The following is a 24,869-nucleotide window of genomic DNA, read 5'->3' as shown; positions in this document are numbered from 1 at the left end:
GCGGGCCAGCGCACCGGTACAACAGGCGCTTTGTGATCAGTTCTTGAGCCGGTACCCGGTCCGGAACATCCAGAAAATCACGCCAAGGCACAGCGCCAGGAAGAAGGCCACCGCGCCCATGCTGACCTCGATCGCGACGTCGCCCTCGCCGAAGAAGGTCCAGCGAAACCCGCTGATCAGATAGACCACGGGATTGAACAGCGTGATCGTCCGCCACGCCGCCGGCAGCATGTCGAGCGAGTAGAAAGCGCCGCCCAGAAAGGTCAGCGGATAGATGACGAGCATCGGGATGACCTGCAACTGCTCGAAACTCTTCGCCCAGATGCCGATGATGAAGCCGAACAGGCAAAAGGTCACTGCCATCAATATCATGAAGGCGGCCATCAACAGCGGATGCGCGACCTGTATATCGACGAACAGGTGCGCGGTGGCAAAGATGATGGACCCGATGATCACCGACTTCGTCGCCGCGGCACCGACATAGGCGATCACGGTTTCGAGCGGCGAAAGCGGCGCCGACAGCATCTCGTAAATCGTGCCCGTCCATTTGGGCATATAGATGCCGAACGATGCGTTGCTGATGCTTTCGGTGAACATCGTCAGCATCATCAGCCCCGGCACGATGAAGGCACCATAAGGAACACCGCCAACTTCGCTCATCCGGCTGCCGATCGCCGATCCGAATACGACGAAATAGAGCGCCGTGGTGATCACGGGCAGCATCAGGCTGGTCCAGAAGGTGCGCCCGAAGCGCGCCATTTCGAACAGGTAGATCGAGCGGATACCGCGGAAATTCGAAATCATGCCGCCTTCTCCGCTGCGTCGTTGCTTTCGTGCACCAGCCCGACGAAAATATCTTCGAGCGAACTTTGCTTCGTATGCAGGTCCTTGAAGGCAACGCCGATGTCGCTCATCCGCCGCAGCAGCGACGGCACGCCCGTCGCCTCCGCCTGGCTGTCGAACTCATAGACGAGCTCATGCCCGTCGCCCGCCAGCTCGAGTTTCCAGTCGGCAAGTTCGGCGGGCACCGCATCCAGTTGCTCCGCAAGGTTGAGCGTCAGCGTCTTGCGTCCCAGCTTCTTGATCAGCGCGTGCTTCTCCTCGACCAGGATCAGCCGCCCCTTGCTGATCACCCCGACGCGGTCGGCCATTTCCTCGGCCTCCTCGATATAATGGGTGGTCAGGATGATCGTCACGCCGCGTTCGCGCAGCCCGTGTACCATCTGCCACATGTCGCGGCGCAGTTCGACATCGACGCCTGCGGTCGGCTCGTCGAGAAAGAGGATTTCGGGTTCGTGCGACAGCGCCTTCGCGATCATCACGCGGCGCTTCATGCCGCCCGACAGCTCCATGATCTTCGAATCGCGCTTGTCCCACAGCGACAGGTCGCGCAGCAATTGCTCGATGAACGCGGGGTCGCGCGGCTTACCGAACAGCCCGCGCGAGAAACTGACCGTCGCCAGCACCGTTTCGAACGCGTCGGTATGCAGTTCCTGCGGCACCAGCCCGATCATCGTCCGCGCCGCTCGATAGTCGCGCGCATGGTCGTGCCCGGCGACGGTCACGGTGCCCGCGGTCGCGGTCACGATGCCGCAGACGATGCTGATCAACGTCGTCTTGCCGGCGCCATTCGGCCCGAGCAGCGCGAAAATCTCGCCTTTGTTGATGGTCAGGTCGACATCGCTGAGCGCTGTATGGCCAGTTTTATAGGTTTTCCCGAGGCCGGAAATTTCAAGGACTGCTGTCATGTCATGCCGTCTAGCCGAGCCGCCCGATGCCGTGAAGCGCCAAACATCGCTTGACCTCAATCGACCCATCGGCTTGACCGGCTGCGCCGTGCGGACGTGGCGAAATCGGTAGACGCAGCAGACTTAAAATCTGCCGGCCTAGTGTCATGCGGGTTCAAGTCCCGCCGTCCGCACCAACTTTGCAGGATATCGATATGCCCGACGCGCGAAGAGCGGCCATCAGCAAGATTCGGCCATGGTGGCGCGCGGCGACTTTGGCGATAGCGGCGCTGGAGCTCGCGGGTCCCGCCGCTGCGACCGAGGATTGCAGGGTCGGCGCGTATCGGTTGCCGGACGGCGGCGTGATCGACATTGCGACCTCGACGGCAGGCGCGCTTCGCTGGCGCAATCTCGACGGGACCAGCGGGAAACTGGTCAAAAACGGCGACGGCTGGATCAACAGCGCGGGCTGGACCGACCGGCCCGACGGCCTGCAGGTTCGGTTCGGCGACTGTGCATCGGGAACGATGCAGTTCGGCGACCGTGTCGCGCAGCGCATTTCGCTCGTCACGCACGAGACCAATTTCACCAGCCACGGCACGCGCCTCGTCGGCCGCCTTATCCTGCCGCCCGGCGATGGCCCGGTGCCGATCGTCGTGCTGCTCCACGGCTCCGAACCCGATTCGGCGCGCGCTACCAATATGCTGCAACGCATGCTTCCCGCCGCCGGGGTCGGCGCCTTCGTCTACGACAAGCGCGGCACCGGCGCGTCGGGCGACAAATATACGCAGGTCTTTTCTCTGCTCGCCGACGACGCCGTCGCTGCGCTGGCGGAGGCGCGCCGGATGGCGGGGCCGCGCGGCACACGCTTCGGCTTTCAGGGCCCGAGCCAGGGCGGCTGGATCGCCCCGATCGCGGCGACACGGACCAAGATCGACTTCTTGATCGTCAGCTTCGGCCTCGCGGTATCGGTTGCCGATGAGGATCGCGAGGCGATCGCCTTCCAGATGGGCCTCAAAGGCTATGGCCCCGACGTGATCGCCAAAGCCCAGGAAATCGGCGCCGCCGCTACCCGGATATTCGAAAGCGGCATGGCCGACGGCATCGACGAACTCGATGCGGTGCGCGCGCGTTATCGCGGCGAACCCTGGTACAAGGATGTGTACGGCAACTATACCCATATCATTCTCGGCATGACGGCGGACGAAATCCGGACCAGGGGGCAGGTCTATAACTTCGGCACCCCCGTCCATTATGATCCGATGCCGACGCTGCGCGCCGTGGCGGTGCCGCAGCTTTGGGCACTCGGCGGGCAGGATATCGACGCGCCCGTGGGCGAAACCGTCCGACGGGTGGGCGGGCTCATCCGCGACGGCAAACCGATCACCCTCGCCGTCTTTCCCAAGGCCGAGCATGGCATGACCGAATTCGAATCGGTGGCTGACGGCAGTCGGATTTCGACCCGCTATACGCCGGGCTATTTCCAGCTGCTCGTCGACTATGCGAAGGGCGGCAAACTTGCGGAAAGCTATGGGGACGCCGAAATCACGCACCCGGCCGGGAATTGAGGCGGCCCGGCGGCTGGATGGGCCTTCCGGTTTTGCGCCGCATCACTATGATGGCCGCGATGCTGCTCAAAACTGACATATCGAGGTTCGGGACGAAACCATATCAGCGCAGGATTATCGCCAGTCTGGCGATCCTGTCGCTTGCCAGTTGCGGCCTGTTCGGCGAGCGCGGTCCTGTCAAGATCGCGGCCATCGGCCCGATCAATGCCGCCGCCTCCCCGCTCAACGGCGAATTGTCCGCGGCCAACGCCGCCCTGCTCGACGCCACCTCGCAGGGGCTCGTCAGCTATGACGGCGAAGGGCAGATCGACACCGGTCTCGCCGACCGCTGGACCGTGACGACCGACGGGCGCAGCTATATCTTCCGCCTTCGCGAAGCCAAATGGACGAACGGCCGAAAGGTGACGGCCGAAGATGTCGCCGCCATCCTGCGATCCTATCTCGCTCCCGCCAGCCGCCATGTCCTGAAAAGCGATTTTCCGGAAATCGAGACGATCAAGGCGATGACCGACACCGTCATCGAAATTCGCCTTGCGGTGCCGCAGCCCGCGATCCTCGAACTCCTCGCCCAGCCGTCGATGGCGATCGTCAACCGCGGCATGCGCTGGGGGCCGATGCGCGCGCGCAAGATCGGGCGCGCGGTGCTGCTCTCGCCCGTCCCCGATCCGCTCGCCGAAGATCAGGAGGCCGCCGCCGCCGCAGCGAACGATCCCGCCGCCTCGATCGAACTCACCGGCACTTCGCCCGCGGGGGCGCTTGCCCGTTTCAAGAACGGCTATGCCGACGGCGTCGTCGGCGGCCGTTTCTCGACGCTGCCCTATTTCGCCGCGTCGAACATCGGCCGCTCGCGGCTCGTCGTCGATCCTGTCCCCGGCCTGTTCGGCCTGTCTTTCGCCCGCGCGGAGGGGTTTCTTGCAACCGATGCCAACCGCGATGCACTGGTTCGTGCGATCCGTCGCGAGCGGCTGATCGAGGCGTTCGGGCTCGCCGAATGGCAGCCGCAGGTGACGTTGCGACCGGCTCTCTACGCCCGCGATGGCGGCCCCGCGCCGCTGGTCCCCGCCTGGGCAGAATATGACGAGGCGTCGCGGATCGCGCAGGCGAAACGCGCGGTTGATGCGTGGCGCGGCACGGGCCGCGAAATCGCACCGCTGCGTATCGCCGTACCCGACACCCCCGGCGGCCGCATTCTCTTCGCTTATGTTTCCGCCGACTTTAACGCGATCGGTGTGCCGAGCCAGCGCGTGGGCATGGCATCGGCCGCCGACCTTCGCCTGATCGACGAGGTTGCCCCCAACGACGACCCTTTATGGGGGTTGCGCCGCCTGTCATGTCGCCGAGATACGCTGTGCAATCGCGAGGTGCAGGAGCTGATCGATCAGGCGACGCAAAACATCGACGCTGGCCAGCGGCGCGTGCAGGTCAGCGAAGCCGAGGCCGTTCTGGCTCGCTACGCCCCCTTCATTCCGCTCGCGACGCCGCTGCGCTGGTCGGTCGCGTCGCAGCGCCTGACGGGGCTGCGCGCCAACGGCCGCGCGCAGCACCCATTGAATCATTTGATTGCCATACCCAACTAATACAGCGGCGCTTCACCTTCGAGCGCTTTTGAAAGGACCCAGATGGCCCCTTCGCCCCCCAATCCCGATGCGATTTTCGACGCCCTGATTTCCAATCGCAGCGACCCCGCCGCGCTGCGCAAGCGCGTCGAGACCCTGGAAATCCTGCTCGAACGCAGCTTCATCATTCCCGGCATCAACCGCCCGGTCGGCCTCGACGCGATCGTCGGCCTCGTCCCCGTCGTCGGCGACGTCATCGCCGCGACGATGGGTGCCTATCTGATCTGGGAAGCGCGCAATCTCGGCATGCCGAAATGGAAGATCTGGCGCATGGTCGGCAATCTCGGTGTCGACACCGCGCTCGGCGCGGTGCCACTCGTCGGCGATGCCTTCGATTTCTTTTTCCGGTCGAACACCCGCAACCTCAAAATCATCAAAAAGCATCTCGACAAGCATCATCCGGGCACGATCATCATCGACCAATAGCGCTTCGCCTTCTTCCCTTGGGGTGTCCAATGCTGCTAGCACAGCACCGCCACACCCCAGGGGAGAACTTCCAAATGATCCGCGCCAGCCTTGCCGCGCTTGCCCTCAGCTGTTCCATTGCCGCCGTCGCCACCGCTGCGCCGCAGGACGCCGACAACTATCTCTGGCTCGAGGATATCGAGGGCAAGAAGGCGCTCGACTGGGTCAAAAAGGAAAATGCCGAAACCGACAAGCTGATCATCGGCCGCCCGGGCTTCGAGGCCGACCGCAAGCGCGCGCGCGATATCCTAGACGACGACCGCCAGATCGCCGAACCCGGCGAAGTGATGGGCGAGACGATCACCAATTTCTGGCGCGACGCCGCCAATCCGCGCGGCATCTGGCGCCAGAGCCCACTCGACGCCTATCTTGCAGGCAAGCCCATATGGACGACGCTGATCGACGTCGATGCGCTCGGCAAGACCGAAAAGCAGAGCTGGGTGTGGCACGGCGCCGACTGCCTCGCGCCCGATTATAAACGCTGCCTCGTCTCGTTGAGTCCCGGCGGCACCGACGCCGACATCGTGCGCGAATGGGACCGCACGACCAAAGCTTTCGTCGACGGCGGTTTCACCCTTCCGCAAGCCAAGAGCAGCGTGACATGGGAAAATGCCGACACATTGCTTGTCGCGACCGACTATGGCGCGGGCAGCATGACCGCATCGGGCTATCCGCGCATCGTCAAGCGTTGGAAACGCGGCACGCCGCTAAGCTCGGCCGAAACGCTGGCCGAGGGTGAGCATGAAGATGTCGGGATGAATGTGTTCGCCTTCACCGATGGCGACAAGCGCTGGCCGATGATCAGCCGCGGCAAGACCTTTTACACCGCCGATACCAAGCTGCCGAACATCGACGGATCGCGCTATATTTCGTCGATCATCCCCGACACCGCCAGCGTGCGCGACGTCATCGATGGGCAGTTGATCATCTTCCTCAATCAGGATTGGGCCAACATTCCCGCCGGCTCGCTCGTGTCGCTGTCGCTCGACGATATGTCGGCCGACCGGCAGGTCAAGATCATCACCGCGATGACGCCGACCAAGGCGCAGGCGATCGAGAATGTCTCGGCGACCGAGAATATCCTTTGGGTGAAGGCGCTCGACGACGTCGAGGGCAAGCTGTTCGCGCTGCGCCGCGATCCCAAGACCGGCGAGTGGAGCCAGAAGGAAGTTCCGCTCGCCGCCAATGCCACGGTTGCGATCGCCGGCACGGTGGGCAAACGCGACATCGTGCTCGCGTCCGCCGAAACAATGCTGATGCCGCCGACTCTCTACGCGGTTTCGGAAGACAGGGCGCCGCAAGCCGTCCAGAGCCTGCCTGCGACCTTCGATGCCAAGGACATGACGGTCGAAAAGCGGTTTGCCACATCGAAGGACGGCACCAAAATCCCCTATTTCCTTGCGCGCAAGAAGGGGGCGACCGGCCCCGTCCCCGCGCTGATCCACGCCTATGGCGGCTTCCGCTCGGCGCAGACGCCGGGGTACCTTACCGGCCAGCCCTACCGCGCCGGTCCCCTCGGGCTGTTCTGGGTTGAGGACGGCAACGCCTATGTCCTCGCGAATATCCGCGGTGGCGGGGAGTATGGCCCCGCCTGGCATCAGGCGGCGCTGCGTGAAAAGCGCCAGAACAGTTTCGACGACCTCCACGCGGTCGCCGAGGATCTGGTCCGCACCGGGGTCAGCGCCAAGGGCAAGATCGCGATCTCGGGCCGCTCGAACGGCGGGGTGCTCGTGGGCGCGGCGATGACGCAGCGCCCCGACCTCTACGGCGCGGTGATCTCGGGCTCGCCGATCAAGGATATGTGGCGCTACGACAAAATGCTCGCGGGCGCCTCATGGGTCGCCGAATATGGCGACCCCGATGTGCCCGAGGATTGGGCGTTCCTGTCGAAATATTCGCCCTATCAGAACATCCGCAAGGGCGTGAAATATCCGCCGATCTTCCTCTATCTTTCAACCAAGGACGACCGCGTTCACCCCGGCCATGCCCGCAAATATTCGGCGCGGCTCGAAGAGTTCGGCAACAAAGTCTATTATCACGAATATATCGAGGGGGGCCACTCGGTCGGCGCCGATCATGCCGAGGACGCGGTGCGCGCCGCGATGCTCCACGGGTTCCTGCTCCGCGAACTGGTGGAGAAGAAATAGCGGCGCCGCTTTAGCGAATCTGCCTTTTCTCCAGCTTCCGCGCGAGCGTGCGCCGGTGCATGCCGAGCCGGCGCGCGGTTTCGGAAATGTTGAAATCGGTCTCAACGAGAGTCTGGTGGATATGCTCCCACTCGACCGTCTTGATCGACGATTGGCGGTCGCCCACCGGCGTCTCGACATTGCCCTCGGCGCGGTCGAACGCCGCCTCGATATCGTCGGTGTTCGACGGTTTGGCGAGATAATAGGAAGCGCCGAGCTTGATCGCCTCGACCGCGGTGGCGATGCTCGCAAAGCCGGTGAGGACGACGATCCGCATCATCGCATCCGACGCACGCAGCCTCTGCACGCACGCCAGCCCCGACGCATTGCCGAGCTTCAGATCGACGACGGCGTAGCCCGGCCGGAAGGTCTGCAAATGCACGTCCATCACCTCGGGGCTGTGCGCGACCTGCACCGTATAGCCGCGCCGCTCGAACGAGCGTTTTAGCGTTCGCGCAAACGCCTCGTCATCCTCGACGATCAGCAATTGCCGCTGCTCGGTCATATCGTTTCTCCACCGGGCCGCGCGACCGACGATATCGGCAAGGAAATCCGCACCAACGCCCCGCCCGCGTCGCGGTTCGCCACCGTCGCGCCGCCGCCGAGCTTGCGCAGCACATTGACGAGCAGGAACAGCCCCAAGCCGCCGCCCGGCCGCCCCTTCGTCGAACGATAGGGCTGGCCGAATTGCTCGAGCATTTCGTCGTTGAAGCCTGGTCCGCGATCGGCGATCTCGATCACCGCCATGTCGCCGTCGCGCGTCGCGGTGACGCCGACCCAGTCGGGCGAGACTTCGGCGGCGTTGTCCATCACATTGTCGATCACCTGGCGCAGCGCGGGGTCGGACACGATCGCGACATCGGCGCCGAAGCGGTCGTTGAACTCGACCGTGCCCGGTCGCCGCAGCGCGCGCGACCCGGTGACGATATCGGTCAGGAAGGCGCGCATCGTCGTCAGCTGGGGCGCCTCGCCGCGCGCCTCGCCCGCCGACATCAGGATGCCGCTGACGATCGCCTTGCAGCGATGCACCGCGGCATCCATGTCGGCCAGATCTTCCTGCATCTCGCGATCCTTTGCGAGGCGCGGCGCAGCCTTCCAGTCGCCGATCAGCACCGACAGTGTCGACAGCGGCGTCCCGAGTTCATGCGCCGCGCCCGACGCGAGCAGACCCATGCGCACGATATGATCCTCTTCGGCAGCGCGCTGACGGCTCGTTGCCAGCGCGGCGTCGCTGTCGCGCAAATTGCGGCTGATGCGCGTGACGAAGGCGACGAGCAGTACTGCGATCAGCAGGAAGCAGACGAAGCTGCCCTTCAGATACAGCCCCATCGGATCGGCCGCATAGGCAGGCGGCAGCACGAGCGGCGTCGGATCGATACGCAAGGCCGCGAGCGCGGCGAGCGCCGCGACGACGATCGCCCATGACGAGCGCGGGGTCAGCAGGATCGCGCCGATCACGACCTGCAACAGGAACAGCGAGGCAAAGGGATTGGCGAGCCCGCCGCTGTGGTGGAGCTGCCAGCCGAGCGCCGCGACGTCGAACAGCAGCACCGCGGTCAGTTCGGCATTGGTCACCGCGCGGCCGCGGCGGAGCATGGCGGCACTGATGACGTTGATCGCGATCAACACCATGATCGCCGCGAGCAAGGGCGCGTGCGGCAGCGATATGCCCATCGGTCCGCTGACGACCCCGATCGTCGCAAGCTGTCCGCCGACCGCAAGCCAGCGCAGCTGGATCAGCAGCGTCATGTTGCGGCGACCGGCGGGTGCCCTTACAGGCGCAGTCGGCAGGATCGTTGGGCTGGTCATCAATCGCGGATACGCCAGAGCCGCCATGCAAAAAAGAGGCTGAGCGCGCAAAGCGCAAACCAGGTGAGCGCATAGATCATATGGCTGTCGGCAAAACGCACCACGGTCAGGCCGCCCACAGGGTAGCCGCCGGGGTTGGGCGCCGCATCGGCATCGACGAAATAGGGCGCGGCGTTGCGCAGCCCCTTCGCCTTCGCGATGGCTGCGACGTCGCGCGAATACCACCGGCCCGCGGACGGATCGTTCGATCGAAGAAAAGCGCCCTCGGGCTCTGTGACGCGCAGCAGCCCGGTCACCGTGATCGGCCCCATGACCCTGCCAGCCGACCGCGTCCTTGGATCGCTCCGGTTCTTGGGCACAAAGCCGCGATTGACGAGCAAGGTGAAGCCGGGCGTCTCGAGCGGCGTGAGCACCCAATAGCCGGGGCCAAGATCTGTCACCGCCTGCACCAGCGTCTCGCGGTCATGCCGAAAAATGCCGGTCGCGGTCACGCGGCGATAGGCATCGGTCGTCGCGCTAATCCTTTCCCAGCCCTCCGGACCCGGTGCAGCCACGGGCGCCGCATGAATGCGCGCATCGACCGCCGCGACCAGCTCATGCTTCCACGCGCGCCGTTCGAGCTGCCAGACGCCGAGCGCCGCGAGCGCGATCGCCGCGATCAGCGCCGCGGCGGCAAAGGCGCCGCGGCGGGTGCGCGTCACGGGACCTGACCCGTAACCTGGCTTGTCGTTTCGTGCGCCACCGGCATCATATTGGTGTTGAGATGATGCATCACCCACAGCGATCCCGCGAGCATGATTACCACGACGATGATCGTAAAGACGAGCGAGGTCAGCGACCAGCCGCCCTCGGCCTTCGGCGTCATGTGCAGGAAGAAGACCATGTGAACGACGATCTGGACCACCGCAAAAGCCATGATGATCGCGCCCGTCGCGCCCGCGCTCAGCGGCATCGTCATCACCAGCCAGAACGGGATCGCAGTCAGGATCACCGACAGGACAAAACCGATGACATAGTCGCGCATCGATGCGTGCGGCATCTCGATCTCGTGATGCACGTCGGCGGCGTGGCCGTGGATATCGGCGCTCATCGCAGCACTCCCATCAGATAGACAATGGTGAAGACGCCGATCCACACGACATCGAGGAAGTGCCAGAACATCGACAGGCACATCACGCGGCGTTTGTTCGCAGCGATCAGCCCATGCTTCGACAACTGGAACATCAGCGTCACCAGCCAGACGATGCCGAAGGTCACATGCAGTCCGTGGGTCCCGACCAGCGTGAAGAAGCTCGACAGGAAAGCGCTGCGCTGCGGTGTCGCGCCGATCTCGATCAGGTGGTGGAATTCGTAAAGCTCGATCCCGAGGAAGGCGAGCCCGAACAGGCTGGTCACCGCAAGCCAGATCTGCGTCCCCCGCACCTTGCCCTGCTGCATCTGCAGCACCGCAAAGCCATAGGTGATCGACGAAAAGAGCAGCATCGCAGTGTTGAGTGCGATCAGCTTCAGATCGAACAGATCCTTCGGCGCCGGACCAGCGGCATAATTGCCGCCGAGCACGGCATAGCAGGCAAAGAGAATCGCAAAGATGAGGCAGTCGCTCATCAGATATATCCAGAAGCCCAGCATCGTGCTGTGCCCCTCGGGATGCGCATGCTCGTCGAGGTCGTAGAACTGGACGGGCTCGTTCGCCGAGGTCGGGGGGGCGGTGATTGTCTTGGCACTCATCGCATCAGGCTCCGGCCGCCAGCTGGCGGGTCCGCGCTTCCTCGACCGCGGTGACCGTTGCCGCGGGGATGTCGAAATCGCGCTTGTAGTTGAAGGTGTGATAGATCGCGCCGACGATCGTCGCGGCAAAGCTGACCGCGACAAGCCACCAGATGTGCCAGACCAGCGCGAAACCCATGACGAGGCAGAAGCCCGACAGGATCATCCCCGTCCCGGTATTGCTCGGCATGCGGATGTCGCGATAGCCATCGACCGGGCGCTGGTGCCCGCGCTTTTTCATGTCGTACCAGGCATCAAGATCGTGGATCACCGGCGTGAAGGCGAAATTATAGTCGGGCGGCGGCGAGCTGGTCGCCCATTCGAGCGTCCGGCCTTCCCACGGATCGCCGCCGGTCAGGTCGCGCAATTCCTTGCGGCGCCAGATGCTGACGCCGAACTGGATCAGCATCGCGCCGATGCCTGCGGCAACGATCAGCGCGCCGATACCCGCGATCACGAACCAGATCTGCAGGCTCGGGTCGTCGAACACGCGCATCCGCCGTGTTACGCCCATCAGGCCGAGGATATAGAGCGGCGTGAAGGCGACCCAGAAGCCGACGACCCAGCACCAGAAGCTGATTTTGCCCCAGAACACGTCGAGCTTGTAGCCGAACGCCTTGGGCCACCAGTAATTGATCGCCGCGAACAGCCCGAACAAGACACCGCCGATAATGACGTTATGGAAGTGCGCGATCAGGAACAGCGAGTTGTGCAGCACGAAATCGGCGGGCGGCACCGCGAGCAGCACCCCGGTCATCCCGCCGATGACGAACGTCAGCATGAAAGCGACGGTCCACATCATCGGCAGTTCGAAACGGATGCGGCCGCGATACATGGTGAACAGCCAGTTGAAGAGCTTCGCCCCCGTCGGGATCGAAATCACCATCGTGGTGATGCCGAAGAAGCTGTTGACGCTCGCCCCCGATCCCATGGTGAAGAAATGGTGCAGCCAGACGATGTACGACAGGATGGTGATGCACACCGTCGCATAGACCATCGAGGTATAGCCAAAGAGCCTTTTGCCCGAGAAGGTCGAGGTGACTTCGGAGAAGACCCCGAACAGCGGCAGGATCAGGATGTAAACCTCCGGGTGACCCCATATCCAGATCAGGTTCACATACATCATCGGCGATCCGCCGAGGTCGTTGGTGAAGAAGTTCGTCCCGACATAACGGTCGAGCGTCAGCAGCGTCAGCGTTGCGGTCAGGATCGGGAAACTCGCAACGATCAGGATGTTCGAGCACAGGCTGGTCCAGGTGAAGATCGGCATCTTCATCAGCCCCATGCCCGGCGCGCGCAGCTTCAGGATCGTGACGATCAGGTTGATGCCGGATAATGTCGTGCCCACCCCGGCTATCTGGAGCCCCCAGATATAATAATCGACGCCGACGTTGGGACTGTACGCAATGCCCGAAAGCGGGGGATAGGCGAGCCAGCCGGTCTGCGCATATTCGCCGACGAACAGCGAAATCATTGTCAGCACCGCGCCCGACGTCGTCATCCAGAAGCTGAAATTGTTGAGGAAGGGGAAACTGACGTCGCGCGCACCGATCTGGAGCGGCACGATATAGTTCATCAGCCCGGTGATGAACGGCATCGCGACGAAGAAGATCATGATCACGCCGTGCGCGGTAAACACCTGGTCGTAATGATGCGGGGTCAGATAGCCCTCCGACCCGTTGAACGCCAACGCCTGCTGCAGCCGCATCATGATCGCGTCAGCAAAGCCGCGCAGGAACATGATGAGCCCCAGGATCATGTACATGATCCCGATGCGCTTGTGGTCGACGGTGGTGAACCACTCGGTCCACAAATAACCCCACAGGCGGAACTTGGTGATCAGCGCGAGCACCGCGATGCCGCCAAGGACGACCCCGATGAAGGTGGCGACGAGGATGGGTTCGTGCAGCGGCAGCGCCTCGAGCGACAGCTTGCCAAGGATCGGACCGGTTTCGGGTGCGGGATGCGGGATGGTCATGTTGATCTCGGGCTCGTTCAGGACATCGGGCGTTCGGCGGCGGCGGGTGCGCGCAGCGCGGTGCGTTCGGGCTTGGACGGATGCGGCAGGCCCTCACCCTTCAGCTTTTCCGGGGCGACGGGCTTTACGTCGGGACGGTCGTTCGACATCACCGGCGCGCTGCAATAAGCCGCGACATAGCGCATGCTCCAGCGCGCGGCTTCTGCGGTGCCGCGCGCAGCGAACTTGTCATAAGTCACCTGCCGGACATTGCCGATGCCCGCGATGCCCGCGCCGCCCGCGGCGTCGACCGACATCATGTCGTGCATGCACATCTTGCCGGGCTCGACGCACATGTTGACCACCGCGTCGAACAATTGGGGGTCGCTCGCGGCAAAACGGCGGACCGGTTCCTTGTGGGTCGGCTTCTCGAGCTTCAGATATTCGGCGCGGCTGAGATCGCCTTCGGCAGAAGCCTTCGCCGTCGCGACCCATTTGTCGAACTCGCCTGCAGGCAGGCTCTTCACCGCGAAGCGCATGTTCGAAAAGCCCCAGCCCGAATAATTGGCCGAGAAGCCCTCATAATTGCCGGTCTTGTCGAACACCCCGTGCAGTTTGGTTTCCATGCCGGGCATCGCATAGATCTGCCCCGCCAGCGCGGGCACGTAAAAGCTGTTCATCACCGACGATGAGGAGATGCGAAAGCGCAGCGGCCGGTCGACGGGCACCGCCAGCTCGTTCACGGTCGCAACGCCCTGTTCGGGGTAGATGAACAGCCATTTCCAGTCGAGCGCGACGACCTGGACGTCGAGCGGCTGGACCTCGGCCGCGACCGGCTTGCCCGGCCCGGTGCGCGCGAGCGGACGATAGGGATCGAGCAAATGCGTCGCCACCCATGTCACCGCACCCAGGCAGATGATGATCAGCAGCGGTGCCGACCAGATGACAAGCTCAAGCTGGGTCGAATGATCCCAGTCGGGCTTGTATGTCGCCTCTTTGTTCGACGCGCGATATTTCCACGCGAAAAAGATCGTCAGCGCCATCACCGGCACGATGATCAGCAGCATCAATACGGTCGACAGGATGATCAGGTCGCCCTGCTGACGCGCGACGTCGCCGGCGGGGTCGAGCACGATCAGCCCGCAGCCCGACATCAGGGGCAGCGCGGCGAGCAGCGGCAAGAGCCGCAATCGAGCGAGAAAACGGGGGAGATTGCTTGGCATGATGCGCGCCTAGGCCTCCTTTGTTGCAGTGCACATAGGACATTTTGTCCAATCCCGCGACCCGTCATCATGGCGCAGGGGCATTTTCATTCCGGGTGTTTTTGCCCTATGACCGACTCGTGCCGCCGCATCTTGTCTTGCGGAGGGCGCCAGCTCAAGGATTGTTGCCATGGCTGCCGATACCGTGCCCACCACCGAGGTCGAACGCGACGCCCGCGCCCTCCACGGCGCCGACGACCACGGGGGCCACCGCATCGACCCCGCCGAGATTGCCATCGGCGTCATCATCGGCCGCACCTCCGAATTCTTCGACTTCTTCGTTTATGCGATCGCGTCGGTGCTCGTGTTCCCGAAGCTGGTATTCCCGCACCTCGATCCGCTGACGGGCACGCTCTGGTCGTTCGCGATCTTTGCCCTCGCCTTTGTAGCACGCCCGGTCGGCACGATCATCTTCACCGCGATCGACCGCAGCTATGGTCGCGGAGCAAAGCTCACCATCGCGCTGTTCCTGCTCGGTGGATCGACCGCCGCGATTGCCTTCGTCCCCAGCTATGAATCGGCCGGGATCGGTGCCGCGCTGCTGCTGGCGCTGTTCCGAATGGGACAGGGCGTCGCGCTCGGCGGATCGTGGGACGGCCTCGCCTCGCTGCTCGCGCTGAACGCGCCCGAAGACAAGCGCGGCTGGTACGCGATGATCCCGCAGCTCGGCGCCCCGCTCGGGCTGATCGTCGCCAGCCTGCTCTTCATGTTCCTGATCTCGGCGCTGCCGGCCGAGGATTTCCTCGCGTGGGGCTGGCGCTACCCGTTCTTCGTCGCTTTCGCGATCAACGTCGTCGCGCTGTTCGCGCGGCTGCGCATCGTCGTGACCCCCGAATATGCCGAATTGTTCGAGAACCGCGCCCTCCAGCCCGCGCCCCTGCTCGAAACGGTGCGCTCGGAATGGAAGACGATCCTGATCGGCACCTTCGCGCCGCTCGCCAGCTTTGCGATGTTCCACATGGTCACCGTCTATCCGCTGTCGTGGGTGTTCCTGTTCACCGAAGAAACGCCGGTGCGCTTCCTGATGATCGAAGCGATCGCCGCGGTGGTGGGCATCGGGACGATTATTGCGTCGGGCTATCTTGCCGACCGCGTCGGGCGCCGCACCCTGCTCGGCGGCACCGCCGCGGCAATTGCCGTGTTCAGCGGCTTTGCCCCGCAATTGCTCGACGCGGGCGGTGCGGGTGAAGCGACCTTCATGATCCTCGGCTTCGCGCTGCTCGGTCTGTCATTCGGCCAGTCTTCGGGCGCGCTGTCGTCGAATTTCCAGCCGCGCCATCGCTACACCGGCTCGGCCTTCACGTCCGACCTCGCCTGGCTGTTCGGCGCCGGCTTCGCGCCGATGGTCGCGCTGTGGCTGTCGAGCCAGTTCGGACTGATCGCAGCGGGCGCCTATCTTCTCTCGGGCGCGATCGGCACGCTTGTGGCGCTTTGGCTCAACCGCGAACTGGCAAGCACGATCGGCTGACGCGGCGTTCTGTTCGGAAGCGAACGGCCGGAGCGGCGTCACACGCGTCGTTCCGGCCGTTTGCGCGGCCATCTCCGGCAAATTAATCAAATGTTGAGGATGTTTCGTCATCAATGGGTCATCGAATGGAGGGGCTCTTTGATGAAAATTCTGTCCAACACGCTGTTTGCGATCGTCGTATTCGGTGTCCTGACACCCGCGCCGGCGCACGCTTATCTGGACGGAGCGACCGTCAGCATGGCGCTTCAGGCGCTGACCGGCGCCGTCGCGAGCGTTCTCGTGTTCGGCAAGATCTACTGGTCGAAGATCAAGGGCGTGTTCAGCCGCACAAAGACCAGCGAGCAGGACTGAACCCATGGCATTCGAGGGTGGTTCTTTCCGCGACCCGTCCGGTCGCGTGCTGCGGCATGACAAGCGCATTTTGCGGGCCATTTTCGATGGCGGGATCGCACAGTTTCGTGCGGCGAAGGACAGCGGCGTCCTTGACGAGATGATCGAGCGCGGCTGGCTGCTTCCCGCGGACATCGTGTCGGGCGAAGGGCTCGGCGATCTGGCGCCGGGCGTCGCCCAATGGCTCGAGCATCCGGTGCTCGACTATATATCCTACCCTTATGAATGGTGTTTCTCGGGCCTGAAGGCGGCGGCGCTCCATCATCTCGATTTTCATCTGGCGTTGCTCGAGAAGAATTTCACGCTCTCGGACGCGACCGCCTATAATATCCAGTTCCGCGGGACCAAACCCGTGTTCATCGATCATCTGTCGATCACCCCCTATGAGGAAGGGTCGGCCTGGGTCGGCCAGCGTCAGTTCGGCATGCAATTCCTCAATCCGCTGTACCTGTGGGCAAAGAAGGGGATCGCCCCGCACGCCTGGTATCGAGGAGCGCTCGAAGGGATCGCGCCCGAAGATCTCGCCAAGCTGCTGGGATGGAAAGACCGGTTTTCCTTTACCGTGCTGGCGCATATCGTCGGACCCGCGGCGTTCGAGCGCGACCGGGTTGCCGAAGGCCTGAACGGCAAGACGCGCCGCGAGGTCAAATTGCCAAAGCAGCGGCTGGTCGCAATCCTGCGCAGCCTGCGCGACTATATTGCCGGCCTCGCGCTCCCGATGGAAAAGACCGTCTGGGACGATTATGCCGAAAACAACAGTTACGACGACGCGCGCCGCGCCGCCAAGCATGAGTTTATCGCTGGTGCCGTAAGCGGCGCAAACCCCGGCCTGCTCTATGACATCGGCTGCAACAGCGGCGAATTCAGTCGCACCGCGCTCGACGCGGGCGCGCGAAGCGTCGTCGGCTTCGACTTCGATCTGGGCGCGCTGGAACGCGCGTTTGCGCATAGCGATAAAGTGGGCGCACCGCTGCTGCCGCTGTGGCTCGACGCGACGAACCCCAGCCCCGCACAGGGATGGGCCAGCGCCGAACGCATGGGGCTGCAGGGCCGGGCCGACGCCGACATGATGCTCGCGCTCGCGCTGATTCACCACTTGGCGATCGCCAAGAATGTGCCGCTCGACATGGCAACCGACTGGCTGATGAACCTCGCTCCGGCCGGCGTGATCGAGTTCCCGTCCAAATCCGATCCGATGGTCCAGCAGTTGCTGCGCCATCGTCCGGATATCTTTCCGGACTATACCGAAGAAGCATTCCTGCATCATGTCGAAGCGCGCGGCCGGATCGTCCGGCAGACGCGGCTCGCCGAAACCGGGCGCCTGATTCTGGCCTATGACCGCCGCAGCTGACGCATGAAAGGCGCTGCTGGCGTGCTGGCACGCTCCCCCATCGCCGGCATGCTCGTCACGCTGATCGCGATGATGGGATATTGGAACGGGAACCGGCTGCGCCTCGGTTTCGAAAGTGTCTGGCCGACCGCGCTGGTAACCGTCCTCGGCGCCCTTCTCGTCACCGGGCTGCTGCGCCTGTTATGCGGAAACTGGCGCCGCGCCGGACTCGCCGCCGCGATGGCGGCCTTCTATTTCTTTTACATTCCCGCGTTGTTCGCGCCGCTGAAGCTGCCCTTTGTCGCCGAGGCCGCGCTCCATGTCGGCGCGATTGCGGGTCTGGTCCTGCTCTATCGGCGCTTGCCCTCGGACGATGCGAAGCTCTCCACGCTCCACGCGCGGGTGAATCTCCTGTGCGGATTGATATTCACGCTCAACGCCCTGCCGCTCGCATTCCAGCAGTTTCAGCTCGAGCAGCAGCGCGCGAAGGCCGAGGCCAGCCTTGGCCAGCTCGAAGGCACAGTTTCGGCCGACAGCCCCGATGTGTGGCACATTCTGCTCGACCGATATGCGGCGACCGATACGCTGAAAACGCGCTACGGCTTCGATAACCAGCCCTTTATCGACGCGCTGCGCCAGCGCGGTTTCGCGGTGCAGGATCAGGCGTTCTCCAACTATCAACGGACCAGCCACTCGGTCGCCTCGACGATGAACGGCCGCCTGCTCGACCCGATGGCACCGCACATGAAAAGCCGGCCCGACGACTGGATTCCGATCTATCGCGTCATGCGCGAAAGTTCGGCGCTGAAGCTGTTCAACCAGATGGGGTATCGCACTATTTTCGCCGGTAGCTGGTGGGAGCCCACGCGGTTCAGCGCCGCAGCCGATGAATCGATGGTCATTCGCGCCATGCCGCAACTTGCCCGCCTCGTCATCGGCCAGTCTGCGGCGGGCTTCTGGACGCAGCGGATAAGCGCACCCTATCTCGACGGTCGCGGCGACCAGTGCTTTCGCGCGAACGAGAAATTCCGCCGGTTGCGCGCGCTGGCCAAAGATCCGGATCGCAAGCAGGTCTTCGCCCATTTCCTCGTGCCGCACCCGCCCTTCGTGCTGAACGCCGACGGCAGTTGCCGTACGCTGGCGACAGCCGCGAAAGCGTCCCGCAACGAAAATTATCTCGCCCAGATCCGGTTTGCCAATCGGGAACTTGTGGGCCTTGTGGATGCGATTCTTGCCAACCCGCGGCCCGCCGTGATCGTGATCCACAGCGACGAAGGCCCGTGGCCCAACCCCTATGTCGGCAATGAACATGGGCTGGGCACCGACCCCGTACCGGTTCCGTGGCATCGTCTCGACGGCGAACAGCTGCGTGAAAAAATGGGCATTTTGCTCGCGGTCCGCGATCCTTCGGGCCAGACGCCCAAAACGATGCCAGCCTCCCCGGTGCAGATCTATCCGGCGATATTGAAGGATCATTTCGGCTCGCGCCGACCGGTCCCCGTTTCGCGCCACTATGTGTTCCGGAGCGATGCCGCCCTCTATCAATTCGACGACATCGGCACGAAGCTCGAGGCGCCCCGCTAAGGGGCGATCACAGGCCGAGGCGGCGCCAGAATTCCTGTACGCTCACACGGCCGCCTTCGACCGGCGTCGACCACGACGGGTGGGGCAGCGGAGGCTGCGCAGCGGGGCGGCGGCGGGTGGCGGAACGGGGCCGGTTTCTCATCGCGTATCTTCTTCACGGAAGCACGAATTCGACACGGGCCGGTCTTCGTACGCTTTAGCCGGTGATGACGCGGAGCAAGCTGACAGACATCAGAAGCCGCGAGGTCCGAATACCTGTCATTCATCTACTTATTGATTGATATAAGTCGTGCCGCCCTTTCTTGACGCCGCGAAAGCAAAAATTTCCGGCCGCATGCGGCTTCCCGAGGCGGCCTAGCCTTTATTTTCGGACGATAATTTATCGCGGAAACGGGCCAGCCGCTCGACCGCTTCGTCGAGGATCGCCGTCTCCTTGGCAAAGCAAAGCCGCAAGATATGTCGCGGGCCATCGCCCTCGAACAGTGCCGAAACGGGGATCGAGGCAACCCCCGCCTCGCGCACTGCCCGCTCGCTGAACGCGCGGTCGTCGAGCGCGATTCCGGATGCGGCAAGGTCGATACAGAGAAACCATGTCGCCTGACCGGGCAGGACGATAAAACCCGCGCCGGCCAGCCCGCGTACGAGATGGTCGCGCGAGGCGGCCCAGCCCGCACGCTGCGGCGCAAACCAGCTATCGGGGCGGTCCAGTCCCTCGGCCACCGCCCATTGCAGCGCCGGCGGCGTCGTGAAGGTCAGGAATTGATGCGCGCGGCCCAGCGCGCGCGCCAGATCGGGTGCGGCGCACAACCAGCCGGTCTTCCATCCCGTCAGCCCGAAGATCTTGCCTGCCGAACCGATCTTTACCGTCCGCGCGTCCATTCCCGGCAGCGACCAGAGCGGCCGGTGCCGCGCGCCGTCGAAGCGCACATCCTCCCACACCTCGTCGCACAATGCGATCAGATTGTGCCGCCGGCACACCTCGGCGATCATTCCCAGCTCGCTTTTGCTGGCGACCTTGCCGGCGGGATTGAGCGGATCGTTGAAGATCAGCGCCCGCGTGCGCGGCGTGATCGCGCGTGCAAGCGCGTCGGCATCATAATTCCATTCGGGCGGGCTCAGATGGACCGACACCGGCGTGCCGCCCGCGCGCCGCACCATCGGCGCATAGCTGTCATACGCTGGCTGGAACAGGATGACCTCGTCACCCGGCTTGACCAGCGCGAGCAAGGTGGCCGCAAGGGCTTCGGTCGCGCCCGACGTCACGATCACCTGCTCGCGCGCCAGTTCCAATCCTTGCCGCCGTTCGTAGAAGCGGCAGATTGCATCGCGCAGTTCCGCCAGACCGAAGGCAGGCGGATATTGGTTCGACTTCTCGCGCAACGCCCGCGCCGCGGCTTCGACCATATCGGGCGACGGCGGTTCGTCGGGAAACCCCTGCCCCAGATTGATCGCGCCATGCGCGACGGCCAGCCCCGACATATGCTCGAAAATCGTCGGGGCCATGGCGTCGTAGATCGGATGTATGCGGCTCATTCGAAATGCCCTGCTGCTGAATATCCCGTCAGCAAGCTGCGCGTTGGCGCGGCAAATGTAGCGCAAGAAAATCTTTGCGGATCAAAAATCCGCGATCATTCGGGGTTGCATTTGCCCAGCCTGCTGCGGCGCTGCCCATATACCATATAGATAGTGAGCCCGATCACGTTCCAGGCCAGACATGACAACAGCGTTTCGAGCGGAAGGCTCAGGAAGAGATAGAGGCAGCCTCCGATGGTCCCCATACCGACCAGCCAGACGGCGCGAACGCGAAACGGCCGGGGCGCATCGGGCGCGGTACGCCGCAACATCAACAGGCAGATGCCGACCGCCATGAACGCGATCAGCGTGCCGGCGTTGGCGAGCGCGGCCACTTTTCCAATGGGGAGAAGGCCTGCAAGGACGGCGACGATCACCGCCGTCACCATCGTGATGCGCGTCGGCGTCCCCCGCTTCGAAATATGCGCGAGCCGCTCGGGCAGAAAGCCGTCGCGTGCCATGGCGAGGAAAATCCGGCTTTGCCCGTACAGAAAGGCGAGCAGCACGGTCGGCAATGCGACCACGGCGGTCGTCGCCACGACCTGCGCGATGCCGGCCTGGCCGATCGAACGAAGGATCAGTGCAAGCGGCTCCGGGCTGTCGGCGAAGCGGGTGAACGGGGTCGCCCCGACCGCGGCTGCGGCCACCACCATATAGATGATCGTGCATGCCGCCATCGATCCGATGATGGCGATCGGCAGGTCGCGCTCGGGGCGCCGGGTTTCCTCGGCGGCGGTCGAAATGGCGTCGAAGCCGTAGAAGGCAAAGAAGATGATCGCGGCGCCGGCCATGACCCCGCGCTGGACCCCGTCGCTGCCGACGTTCACGGCATAGCCGTACGGCATGAACGGTTCGAGGTTCGCGGCATCGAAATAGGGCAGCGTGTAACCGACGAAGAGCAGCAGCGTCACGATCTTCACGACAACGAGCACCGCGTTGATCCGTGCGCTTTCGGGTGTGCCGAGCAGCAGCAGGCCCGCTACCACGGCGATAATGGCAACGGCGGGAAGATTGATCAGGCCGCCGAGTTCGGGGCCGCGCGTCAACGCCTCGGGAAAGCCGACCCCCATGAGCAGCGGCGATGCATAGCCCGACCAGCCCACCGCGACCGTCGACACGACCAGCGAATATTCGAGGATCAGGCTCCACCCGACGATCCACGCAAAGGCTTCGCCAAGGCCGGCATAGGAATAGCTGTAGGCGCTGCCCGCGGCGGGCATCATCGCCGACAGTTCGGCATAGGCCAGTGCGGCGCAGGCACAGACCGCGCCGGCAATCGCGAACGACAACAGCACCGCCGGCCCTGCCCTGTCGACGCCGACGCCGATCAGCGTCAAGATGCCCGTGCCGATGATGGCGCCGACGCCCAGCGCCATGAGCTGCGGCCAGGACAGGCTCGGCGGCAGCGCATCGGCGCTGCGTTCGCCGGCCGGCGGGATGGGTTTGCGGCGGGTCCAGTTATTCATGATATGTCTCCCAAATATCCGGCCCGATCATTCGGGTCCGCCGCTCGCTCCATCCGTCCGTTCGCTGTGTCCGTTCAGGGCTTTTCGTTCGGGAACAGCAGCAACCAGTCGGCTTCGGCCTGGATGCGCGCAAAAAAGCTCCAGCTGTCGACGTTGATCGAACGCTTCAGCCATGGCTTCGCCTTCTCGGGCTCGCCGCTCAGGATATAATAGTTGGCGAGGCTGTAAGCGGTCGAAGCCGCCACCCCGTCGGCGGTTGCAAAGGCGCGGCCGCTGTCCTTGTCGCTGAAGAAGCTGTCGGCGGCACGATTGCCCTTGAACAGCTGCAGACCGTCGAAATAGGTATCCGAGCCGCCCTTCGGATGAACTTCGAACAGCGTCAGATCATAATCGTCGAGCAGCTTCTGCGCCTCGCGAAGCTTCCCGGCGCGCGCCAGCGACAGATATTCCCAATAGCCGTTCGCCGTCCGCGCTTCGACATCGTGCGTGAAGGCGGCGGACTCGGCCGACTTGGCAAACCATTTCGCGGCATTTTCGAAATCATGCTTGCCGAAATAGGCCTGACCCAGGTGATAATAGAGATAATATTGCACGACATCGGGGTCGCCCGGGAAATAGTCCGGACCCGGCTTTTCACGCTCCAGCGGCTGGTTCTCGTACAGCTTCGCGGCCTTCAGCCCCAGTTCGATCGACTTATCGAACTCGCGCAGCGAAAAGTGGCGGTGCGCACGGTGGCGCAGCAGCTTGCCCGAGTTGGGGAAACGCTTCAGCGCCTGATCGTAAACCGCCCCCGATTCCTTGGTGTAGCCTTGGTAAAAGAGAATGCGGCCGTACCAGGTCGCGCTGTCGACGGTCATGTTGCTCTCGAAAGCCGCCTTGGCATCGCGCGCCGCGCGTTCCAGCGTTTCGGTCGAGGCGACATTCGCGTTGCGGGCCGGGCTGGTGACCATCGGCTGGCCAAGCAGCGACGTGCCCTGAAAGCTCCCTTCCTGCGCCGTCGCCGACATCGGCGCGGCGATCAGCAACAGGCCGAGCGACGCCAGTAATTTCAAATGCCTGGGTTTCATCATTAAATCCTCTCCGAACAAATATTCTGTCTTCAATCGAGATCGAGATCGAACTTCACGCCTTGCGCCAGCGGCAGCGATGTCGAATAATTCACCGTCGCGGTAACGCGGCGCATATAATTCTTCCAGCTGTCGGAACCCGACACGCGGCCGCCGCCAGTGACCTTCTCGCCGCCAAATGCACCGCCGATTTCTGCCCCGCTCGTCCCGATGTTGACGTTTACGATCCCGCAGTCGCTGCCCTCCGCCGACTGGAATGTCTCGGCCTCGCGCACGTCGCTGGTGAAGATGCACGACGACAGTCCCTGCGGCACGCCGTTCTGCAACGCGATCGCTTTCTCAAGGTCGCTGTACGGCAGGACATAGAGGATCGGGGCAAAGGTCTCTTCGCGAACGATGTCGGTCTGCGCGGGCATTTCGACGATCGCGGGGCGGACATAATAGGCGTCCGCCGCCCCGTCGATATCGATCCGTTCGCCGCCATGGACGATCCCGCCCTCGCGGCGCGCCTGTTCGAGCGCACGCTGCATCCCGTCGAACGCCGCCTTGTCGATCAGCGGACCGACATGCGTATCGTCCTCGAGCGGGCTGCCGATCCGCAGGCTGCCGACCGCCGCGACCAGGCGCTTGACGAAATCGGCGCGAATATCGTCATGCGCGATCAGGCGGCGCAGCGAGGTGCAGCGCTGTCCGCATGTCCCGGTGGCGGCAAAGATCGTTCCCCGCAGCGCCAGCCCGATGTCGGCACTGGGCGCGACGATCGCAGCGTTGTTGCCGCCGAGTTCCAGAACCGGCCGGCCGAACCGGCGCTGCACCCGCACGCCCACATCCTGCCCCATGCGGACACTGCCGGTCGCGCTGAGGATGGCGACGCCCGGATGGTCGGCCAGCATGGTACCGCACGCGGCTTCGCCGATCGCGATCTGGACCAGATGGTCGGGGGCCACTTCATAGTCTGCCGCCGCCTTTTGAAGCAGCTTGCCAAAGGCGAGCGCGGTCAGCGGCGTCTTTTCCGACGGCTTCCAGATCGCGCTGTCGCCGCAGACGAGCGCGACGGTCGTGCCCCACGCCCAGACCGCAGCGGGAAAGTTGAACGCCGAGATCAGGCCCAGCACGCCCAGCGGGTGCCAATATTCGGTCAACCGGTGCTCGGCGCGCTCCGACGCGATGGTGAGCCCGAAAAGCTGCCGCGACAGGCCGACGGCATATTCGCAGATGTCGATGACTTCCTGCACCTCGCCGCGCGCCTCGGTCAGGATCTTGCCATTCTCGATGGTCAGCAGGCGCGACAGGGTTTCCTTATGCTCGCGAACCAGCTGGCCATAGCGCCGGACAAGCTCGCCGCGATGCGGTGCCGGCACCTGCTTCCACGCAAGAAAGGCGGTCTGCGCATTCGCGACCATCGCATCGATATCGGCCGGCTGGTGCATTTTCAGCGTCGCAAGCTCGGCCCCGTCGATCGGTGAGAAGACCCCGAGACCGGAACCCGTATCGTCGGCGAGCGACAGCCCGAGTTCGCCGAAAATATCGGCGATGGTCCCGGCGAAGGCACCGGGGGCCGATGGGGAGGAAAGAGACGTGTCGATAGCGTTCATTTTTATGTCCGTAAAAAGCGTTGCGAAAATATAGGGCGAA

The 24,869-nt window shown here is 63.8% G+C and carries 21 protein-coding genes and 1 tRNA gene; 9 read left to right on the top strand and 13 right to left on the bottom strand.

Going from position 1 to position 24,869, the window contains the following annotated elements; genetic code table 11:
- Positions 1 to 36: 36 nt before the first annotated feature.
- Together AC3A43_RS01955 and AC3A43_RS01950 are read right to left on the bottom strand one after the other, a co-directional pair.
- Positions 37 to 804, bottom strand: a complete 768-nt coding sequence (locus AC3A43_RS01955) for an ABC transporter permease (RefSeq protein ID WP_487790863.1) — start codon at positions 802 to 804, stop codon at positions 37 to 39.
- Positions 801 to 1,748, bottom strand: coding sequence for an ABC transporter ATP-binding protein (locus AC3A43_RS01950; RefSeq protein ID WP_487790862.1), 948 nt, complete (start codon positions 1,746 to 1,748; stop codon positions 801 to 803). Before AC3A43_RS01950 ends, AC3A43_RS01955 begins: the two co-directional genes overlap by 4 nt.
- 90 nt (positions 1,749 to 1,838) lie before the next feature.
- Here AC3A43_RS01950 and AC3A43_RS01945 point away from each other — a divergent pair.
- The 5 genes from AC3A43_RS01945 to AC3A43_RS01925 all read left to right on the top strand — a co-directional run bounded on the left by AC3A43_RS01945 (position 1,839) and on the right by AC3A43_RS01925 (position 7,523).
- Positions 1,839 to 1,924 (top strand) — tRNA-Leu (locus AC3A43_RS01945).
- A gap of 18 nt (positions 1,925 to 1,942) precedes the next feature.
- Positions 1,943 to 3,295, top strand: coding sequence for an alpha/beta hydrolase family protein (locus AC3A43_RS01940; protein ID WP_487790861.1), 1,353 nt, complete (start codon positions 1,943 to 1,945; stop codon positions 3,293 to 3,295).
- 59 nt (positions 3,296 to 3,354) lie between these two features.
- A complete protein-coding gene (locus tag AC3A43_RS01935) occupies positions 3,355 to 4,872 on the top strand; it encodes an ABC transporter substrate-binding protein (RefSeq protein ID WP_487790860.1) in 1,518 nt (505 codons plus the stop codon).
- Between the two features lie 42 nt (positions 4,873 to 4,914).
- Positions 4,915 to 5,337: a DUF4112 domain-containing protein gene (locus AC3A43_RS01930; protein ID WP_487790859.1), complete on the top strand. Its 423-nt coding sequence runs from the start codon at positions 4,915 to 4,917 to the stop codon at positions 5,335 to 5,337.
- Positions 5,338 to 5,411: 74 nt separating this feature from the next.
- On the top strand, positions 5,412 to 7,523 hold the full coding sequence (locus AC3A43_RS01925) for a prolyl oligopeptidase family serine peptidase (protein WP_487790858.1): 2,112 nt from the start codon (positions 5,412 to 5,414) through the stop codon (positions 7,521 to 7,523).
- Positions 7,524 to 7,533: 10 nt separating this feature from the next.
- Here the strand turns inward: AC3A43_RS01925 and AC3A43_RS01920 are convergent, their stop codons facing one another.
- The 7 genes from AC3A43_RS01920 to cyoA are packed head-to-tail and all read right to left on the bottom strand — an operon-like array spanning position 7,534 to position 14,318.
- Positions 7,534 to 8,067 (bottom strand): response regulator transcription factor, encoded by a 534-nt coding sequence (locus tag AC3A43_RS01920; RefSeq protein ID WP_487790857.1) that lies wholly within the window; start codon positions 8,065 to 8,067, stop codon positions 7,534 to 7,536.
- Positions 8,064 to 9,371, bottom strand: coding sequence for an ATP-binding protein (locus AC3A43_RS01915; protein WP_487790856.1), 1,308 nt, complete (start codon positions 9,369 to 9,371; stop codon positions 8,064 to 8,066). The genes AC3A43_RS01920 and AC3A43_RS01915 overlap by 4 nt, the downstream gene beginning before the upstream one ends.
- Positions 9,371 to 10,072 (bottom strand): SURF1 family protein, encoded by a 702-nt coding sequence (locus AC3A43_RS01910; protein ID WP_487790855.1) that lies wholly within the window; start codon positions 10,070 to 10,072, stop codon positions 9,371 to 9,373. Before AC3A43_RS01910 ends, AC3A43_RS01915 begins: the two co-directional genes overlap by 1 nt.
- Positions 10,069 to 10,461 carry a cytochrome o ubiquinol oxidase subunit IV gene (cyoD, locus tag AC3A43_RS01905; RefSeq protein WP_487790854.1) on the bottom strand — a complete coding sequence of 131 codons (393 nt, stop codon included), beginning with the start codon at positions 10,459 to 10,461 and terminating at the stop codon, positions 10,069 to 10,071. The genes AC3A43_RS01910 and cyoD overlap by 4 nt, the downstream gene beginning before the upstream one ends.
- Complete coding sequence (cyoC, locus tag AC3A43_RS01900) at positions 10,458 to 11,099, bottom strand: cytochrome o ubiquinol oxidase subunit III (RefSeq protein ID WP_487790853.1); 642 nt, start codon at positions 11,097 to 11,099, stop codon at positions 10,458 to 10,460. The genes cyoD and cyoC overlap by 4 nt, the downstream gene beginning before the upstream one ends.
- Positions 11,100 to 11,103: 4 nt before the next feature.
- Positions 11,104 to 13,116 carry a cytochrome o ubiquinol oxidase subunit I gene (cyoB, locus tag AC3A43_RS01895; RefSeq protein WP_487790852.1) on the bottom strand — a complete coding sequence of 671 codons (2,013 nt, stop codon included), beginning with the start codon at positions 13,114 to 13,116 and terminating at the stop codon, positions 11,104 to 11,106.
- Between the two features lie 17 nt (positions 13,117 to 13,133).
- The gene (gene cyoA / locus AC3A43_RS01890) at positions 13,134 to 14,318 is read right to left on the bottom strand and encodes a ubiquinol oxidase subunit II (RefSeq protein ID WP_487790851.1); all 1,185 of its coding nucleotides are present in this window, start codon (positions 14,316 to 14,318) and stop codon (positions 13,134 to 13,136) included.
- 169 nt (positions 14,319 to 14,487) lie between these two features.
- Here cyoA and AC3A43_RS01885 point away from each other — a divergent pair, with 169 nt between their 5' ends.
- The 4 genes from AC3A43_RS01885 to AC3A43_RS01870 all read left to right on the top strand — a co-directional run bounded on the left by AC3A43_RS01885 (position 14,488) and on the right by AC3A43_RS01870 (position 19,129).
- Positions 14,488 to 15,825 (top strand): MFS transporter, encoded by a 1,338-nt coding sequence (locus AC3A43_RS01885; RefSeq protein ID WP_487790850.1) that lies wholly within the window; start codon positions 14,488 to 14,490, stop codon positions 15,823 to 15,825.
- Positions 15,826 to 15,966: 141 nt separating this feature from the next.
- Positions 15,967 to 16,176: a hypothetical protein gene (locus AC3A43_RS01880; RefSeq protein ID WP_487790849.1), complete on the top strand. Its 210-nt coding sequence runs from the start codon at positions 15,967 to 15,969 to the stop codon at positions 16,174 to 16,176.
- Positions 16,177 to 16,180: 4 nt separating this feature from the next.
- Positions 16,181 to 17,566, top strand: a complete 1,386-nt coding sequence (locus tag AC3A43_RS01875) for a class I SAM-dependent methyltransferase (RefSeq protein ID WP_487790848.1) — start codon at positions 16,181 to 16,183, stop codon at positions 17,564 to 17,566.
- A 21-nt stretch (positions 17,567 to 17,587) separates the two neighbouring features.
- Entirely contained in the window at positions 17,588 to 19,129 is a 1,542-nt protein-coding gene (locus AC3A43_RS01870; RefSeq protein WP_487790847.1) for a sulfatase-like hydrolase/transferase, read from the top strand.
- Positions 19,130 to 19,483: 354 nt separating this feature from the next.
- Here AC3A43_RS01870 and AC3A43_RS01865 read toward each other — a convergent pair whose 3' ends face one another.
- The 4 genes from AC3A43_RS01865 to amaB all read right to left on the bottom strand — a co-directional run bounded on the left by AC3A43_RS01865 (position 19,484) and on the right by amaB (position 24,829).
- Positions 19,484 to 20,662: an aminotransferase gene (locus AC3A43_RS01865; RefSeq protein ID WP_487790846.1), complete on the bottom strand. Its 1,179-nt coding sequence runs from the start codon at positions 20,660 to 20,662 to the stop codon at positions 19,484 to 19,486.
- A gap of 95 nt (positions 20,663 to 20,757) precedes the next feature.
- Complete coding sequence (locus AC3A43_RS01860; protein ID WP_487790845.1) at positions 20,758 to 22,167, bottom strand: amino acid permease; 1,410 nt, start codon at positions 22,165 to 22,167, stop codon at positions 20,758 to 20,760.
- Positions 22,168 to 22,241: 74 nt separating this feature from the next.
- Positions 22,242 to 23,237, bottom strand: a complete 996-nt coding sequence (locus AC3A43_RS01855) for a tetratricopeptide repeat protein (RefSeq protein WP_487790844.1) — start codon at positions 23,235 to 23,237, stop codon at positions 22,242 to 22,244.
- 29 nt (positions 23,238 to 23,266) lie between these two features.
- A complete protein-coding gene (amaB, locus tag AC3A43_RS01850) occupies positions 23,267 to 24,829 on the bottom strand; it encodes an L-piperidine-6-carboxylate dehydrogenase (RefSeq protein ID WP_487790843.1) in 1,563 nt (520 codons plus the stop codon).
- Positions 24,830 to 24,869 lie beyond the last annotated feature (40 nt).

It is taken from the genome of Sphingopyxis sp. Soil_C_28 (assembly GCF_057657055.1).
Note: the sequence above shows the minus strand (reverse complement) of the source record. Positions and strands in the feature narration are given on the sequence as shown.

Bases quoted from the DNA above. Each gene is read 5' to 3' on its own strand.
- AC3A43_RS01955 (WP_487790863.1), bottom strand. From the start codon at position 804: ATGATTTCGAATTTCCGCGGTATCCGCTCGATCTACCTGTTCGAAATG.
- AC3A43_RS01950 (WP_487790862.1), bottom strand. From the start codon at position 1,748: ATGACAGCAGTCCTTGAAATTTCCGGCCTCGGGAAAACCTATAAAACT.
- AC3A43_RS01940 (WP_487790861.1), top strand. From the start codon at position 1,943: ATGCCCGACGCGCGAAGAGCGGCCATCAGCAAGATTCGGCCATGGTGG.
- AC3A43_RS01935 (WP_487790860.1), top strand. From the start codon at position 3,355: ATGCTGCTCAAAACTGACATATCGAGGTTCGGGACGAAACCATATCAG.
- AC3A43_RS01930 (WP_487790859.1), top strand. From the start codon at position 4,915: ATGGCCCCTTCGCCCCCCAATCCCGATGCGATTTTCGACGCCCTGATT.
- AC3A43_RS01925 (WP_487790858.1), top strand. From the start codon at position 5,412: ATGATCCGCGCCAGCCTTGCCGCGCTTGCCCTCAGCTGTTCCATTGCC.
- AC3A43_RS01920 (WP_487790857.1), bottom strand. From the start codon at position 8,067: ATGACCGAGCAGCGGCAATTGCTGATCGTCGAGGATGACGAGGCGTTT.
- AC3A43_RS01915 (WP_487790856.1), bottom strand. From the start codon at position 9,371: ATGACCAGCCCAACGATCCTGCCGACTGCGCCTGTAAGGGCACCCGCC.
- cyoD (WP_487790854.1), bottom strand. From the start codon at position 10,461: ATGAGCGCCGATATCCACGGCCACGCCGCCGACGTGCATCACGAGATC.
- cyoC (WP_487790853.1), bottom strand. From the start codon at position 11,099: ATGAGTGCCAAGACAATCACCGCCCCCCCGACCTCGGCGAACGAGCCC.
- cyoB (WP_487790852.1), bottom strand. From the start codon at position 13,116: ATGACCATCCCGCATCCCGCACCCGAAACCGGTCCGATCCTTGGCAAG.
- cyoA (WP_487790851.1), bottom strand. From the start codon at position 14,318: ATGCCAAGCAATCTCCCCCGTTTTCTCGCTCGATTGCGGCTCTTGCCG.
- AC3A43_RS01885 (WP_487790850.1), top strand. From the start codon at position 14,488: ATGGCTGCCGATACCGTGCCCACCACCGAGGTCGAACGCGACGCCCGC.
- AC3A43_RS01880 (WP_487790849.1), top strand. From the start codon at position 15,967: ATGAAAATTCTGTCCAACACGCTGTTTGCGATCGTCGTATTCGGTGTC.
- AC3A43_RS01875 (WP_487790848.1), top strand. From the start codon at position 16,181: ATGGCATTCGAGGGTGGTTCTTTCCGCGACCCGTCCGGTCGCGTGCTG.
- AC3A43_RS01865 (WP_487790846.1), bottom strand. From the start codon at position 20,662: ATGAGCCGCATACATCCGATCTACGACGCCATGGCCCCGACGATTTTC.
- AC3A43_RS01860 (WP_487790845.1), bottom strand. From the start codon at position 22,167: ATGAATAACTGGACCCGCCGCAAACCCATCCCGCCGGCCGGCGAACGC.
- AC3A43_RS01855 (WP_487790844.1), bottom strand. From the start codon at position 23,237: ATGATGAAACCCAGGCATTTGAAATTACTGGCGTCGCTCGGCCTGTTG.
- amaB (WP_487790843.1), bottom strand. From the start codon at position 24,829: ATGAACGCTATCGACACGTCTCTTTCCTCCCCATCGGCCCCCGGTGCC.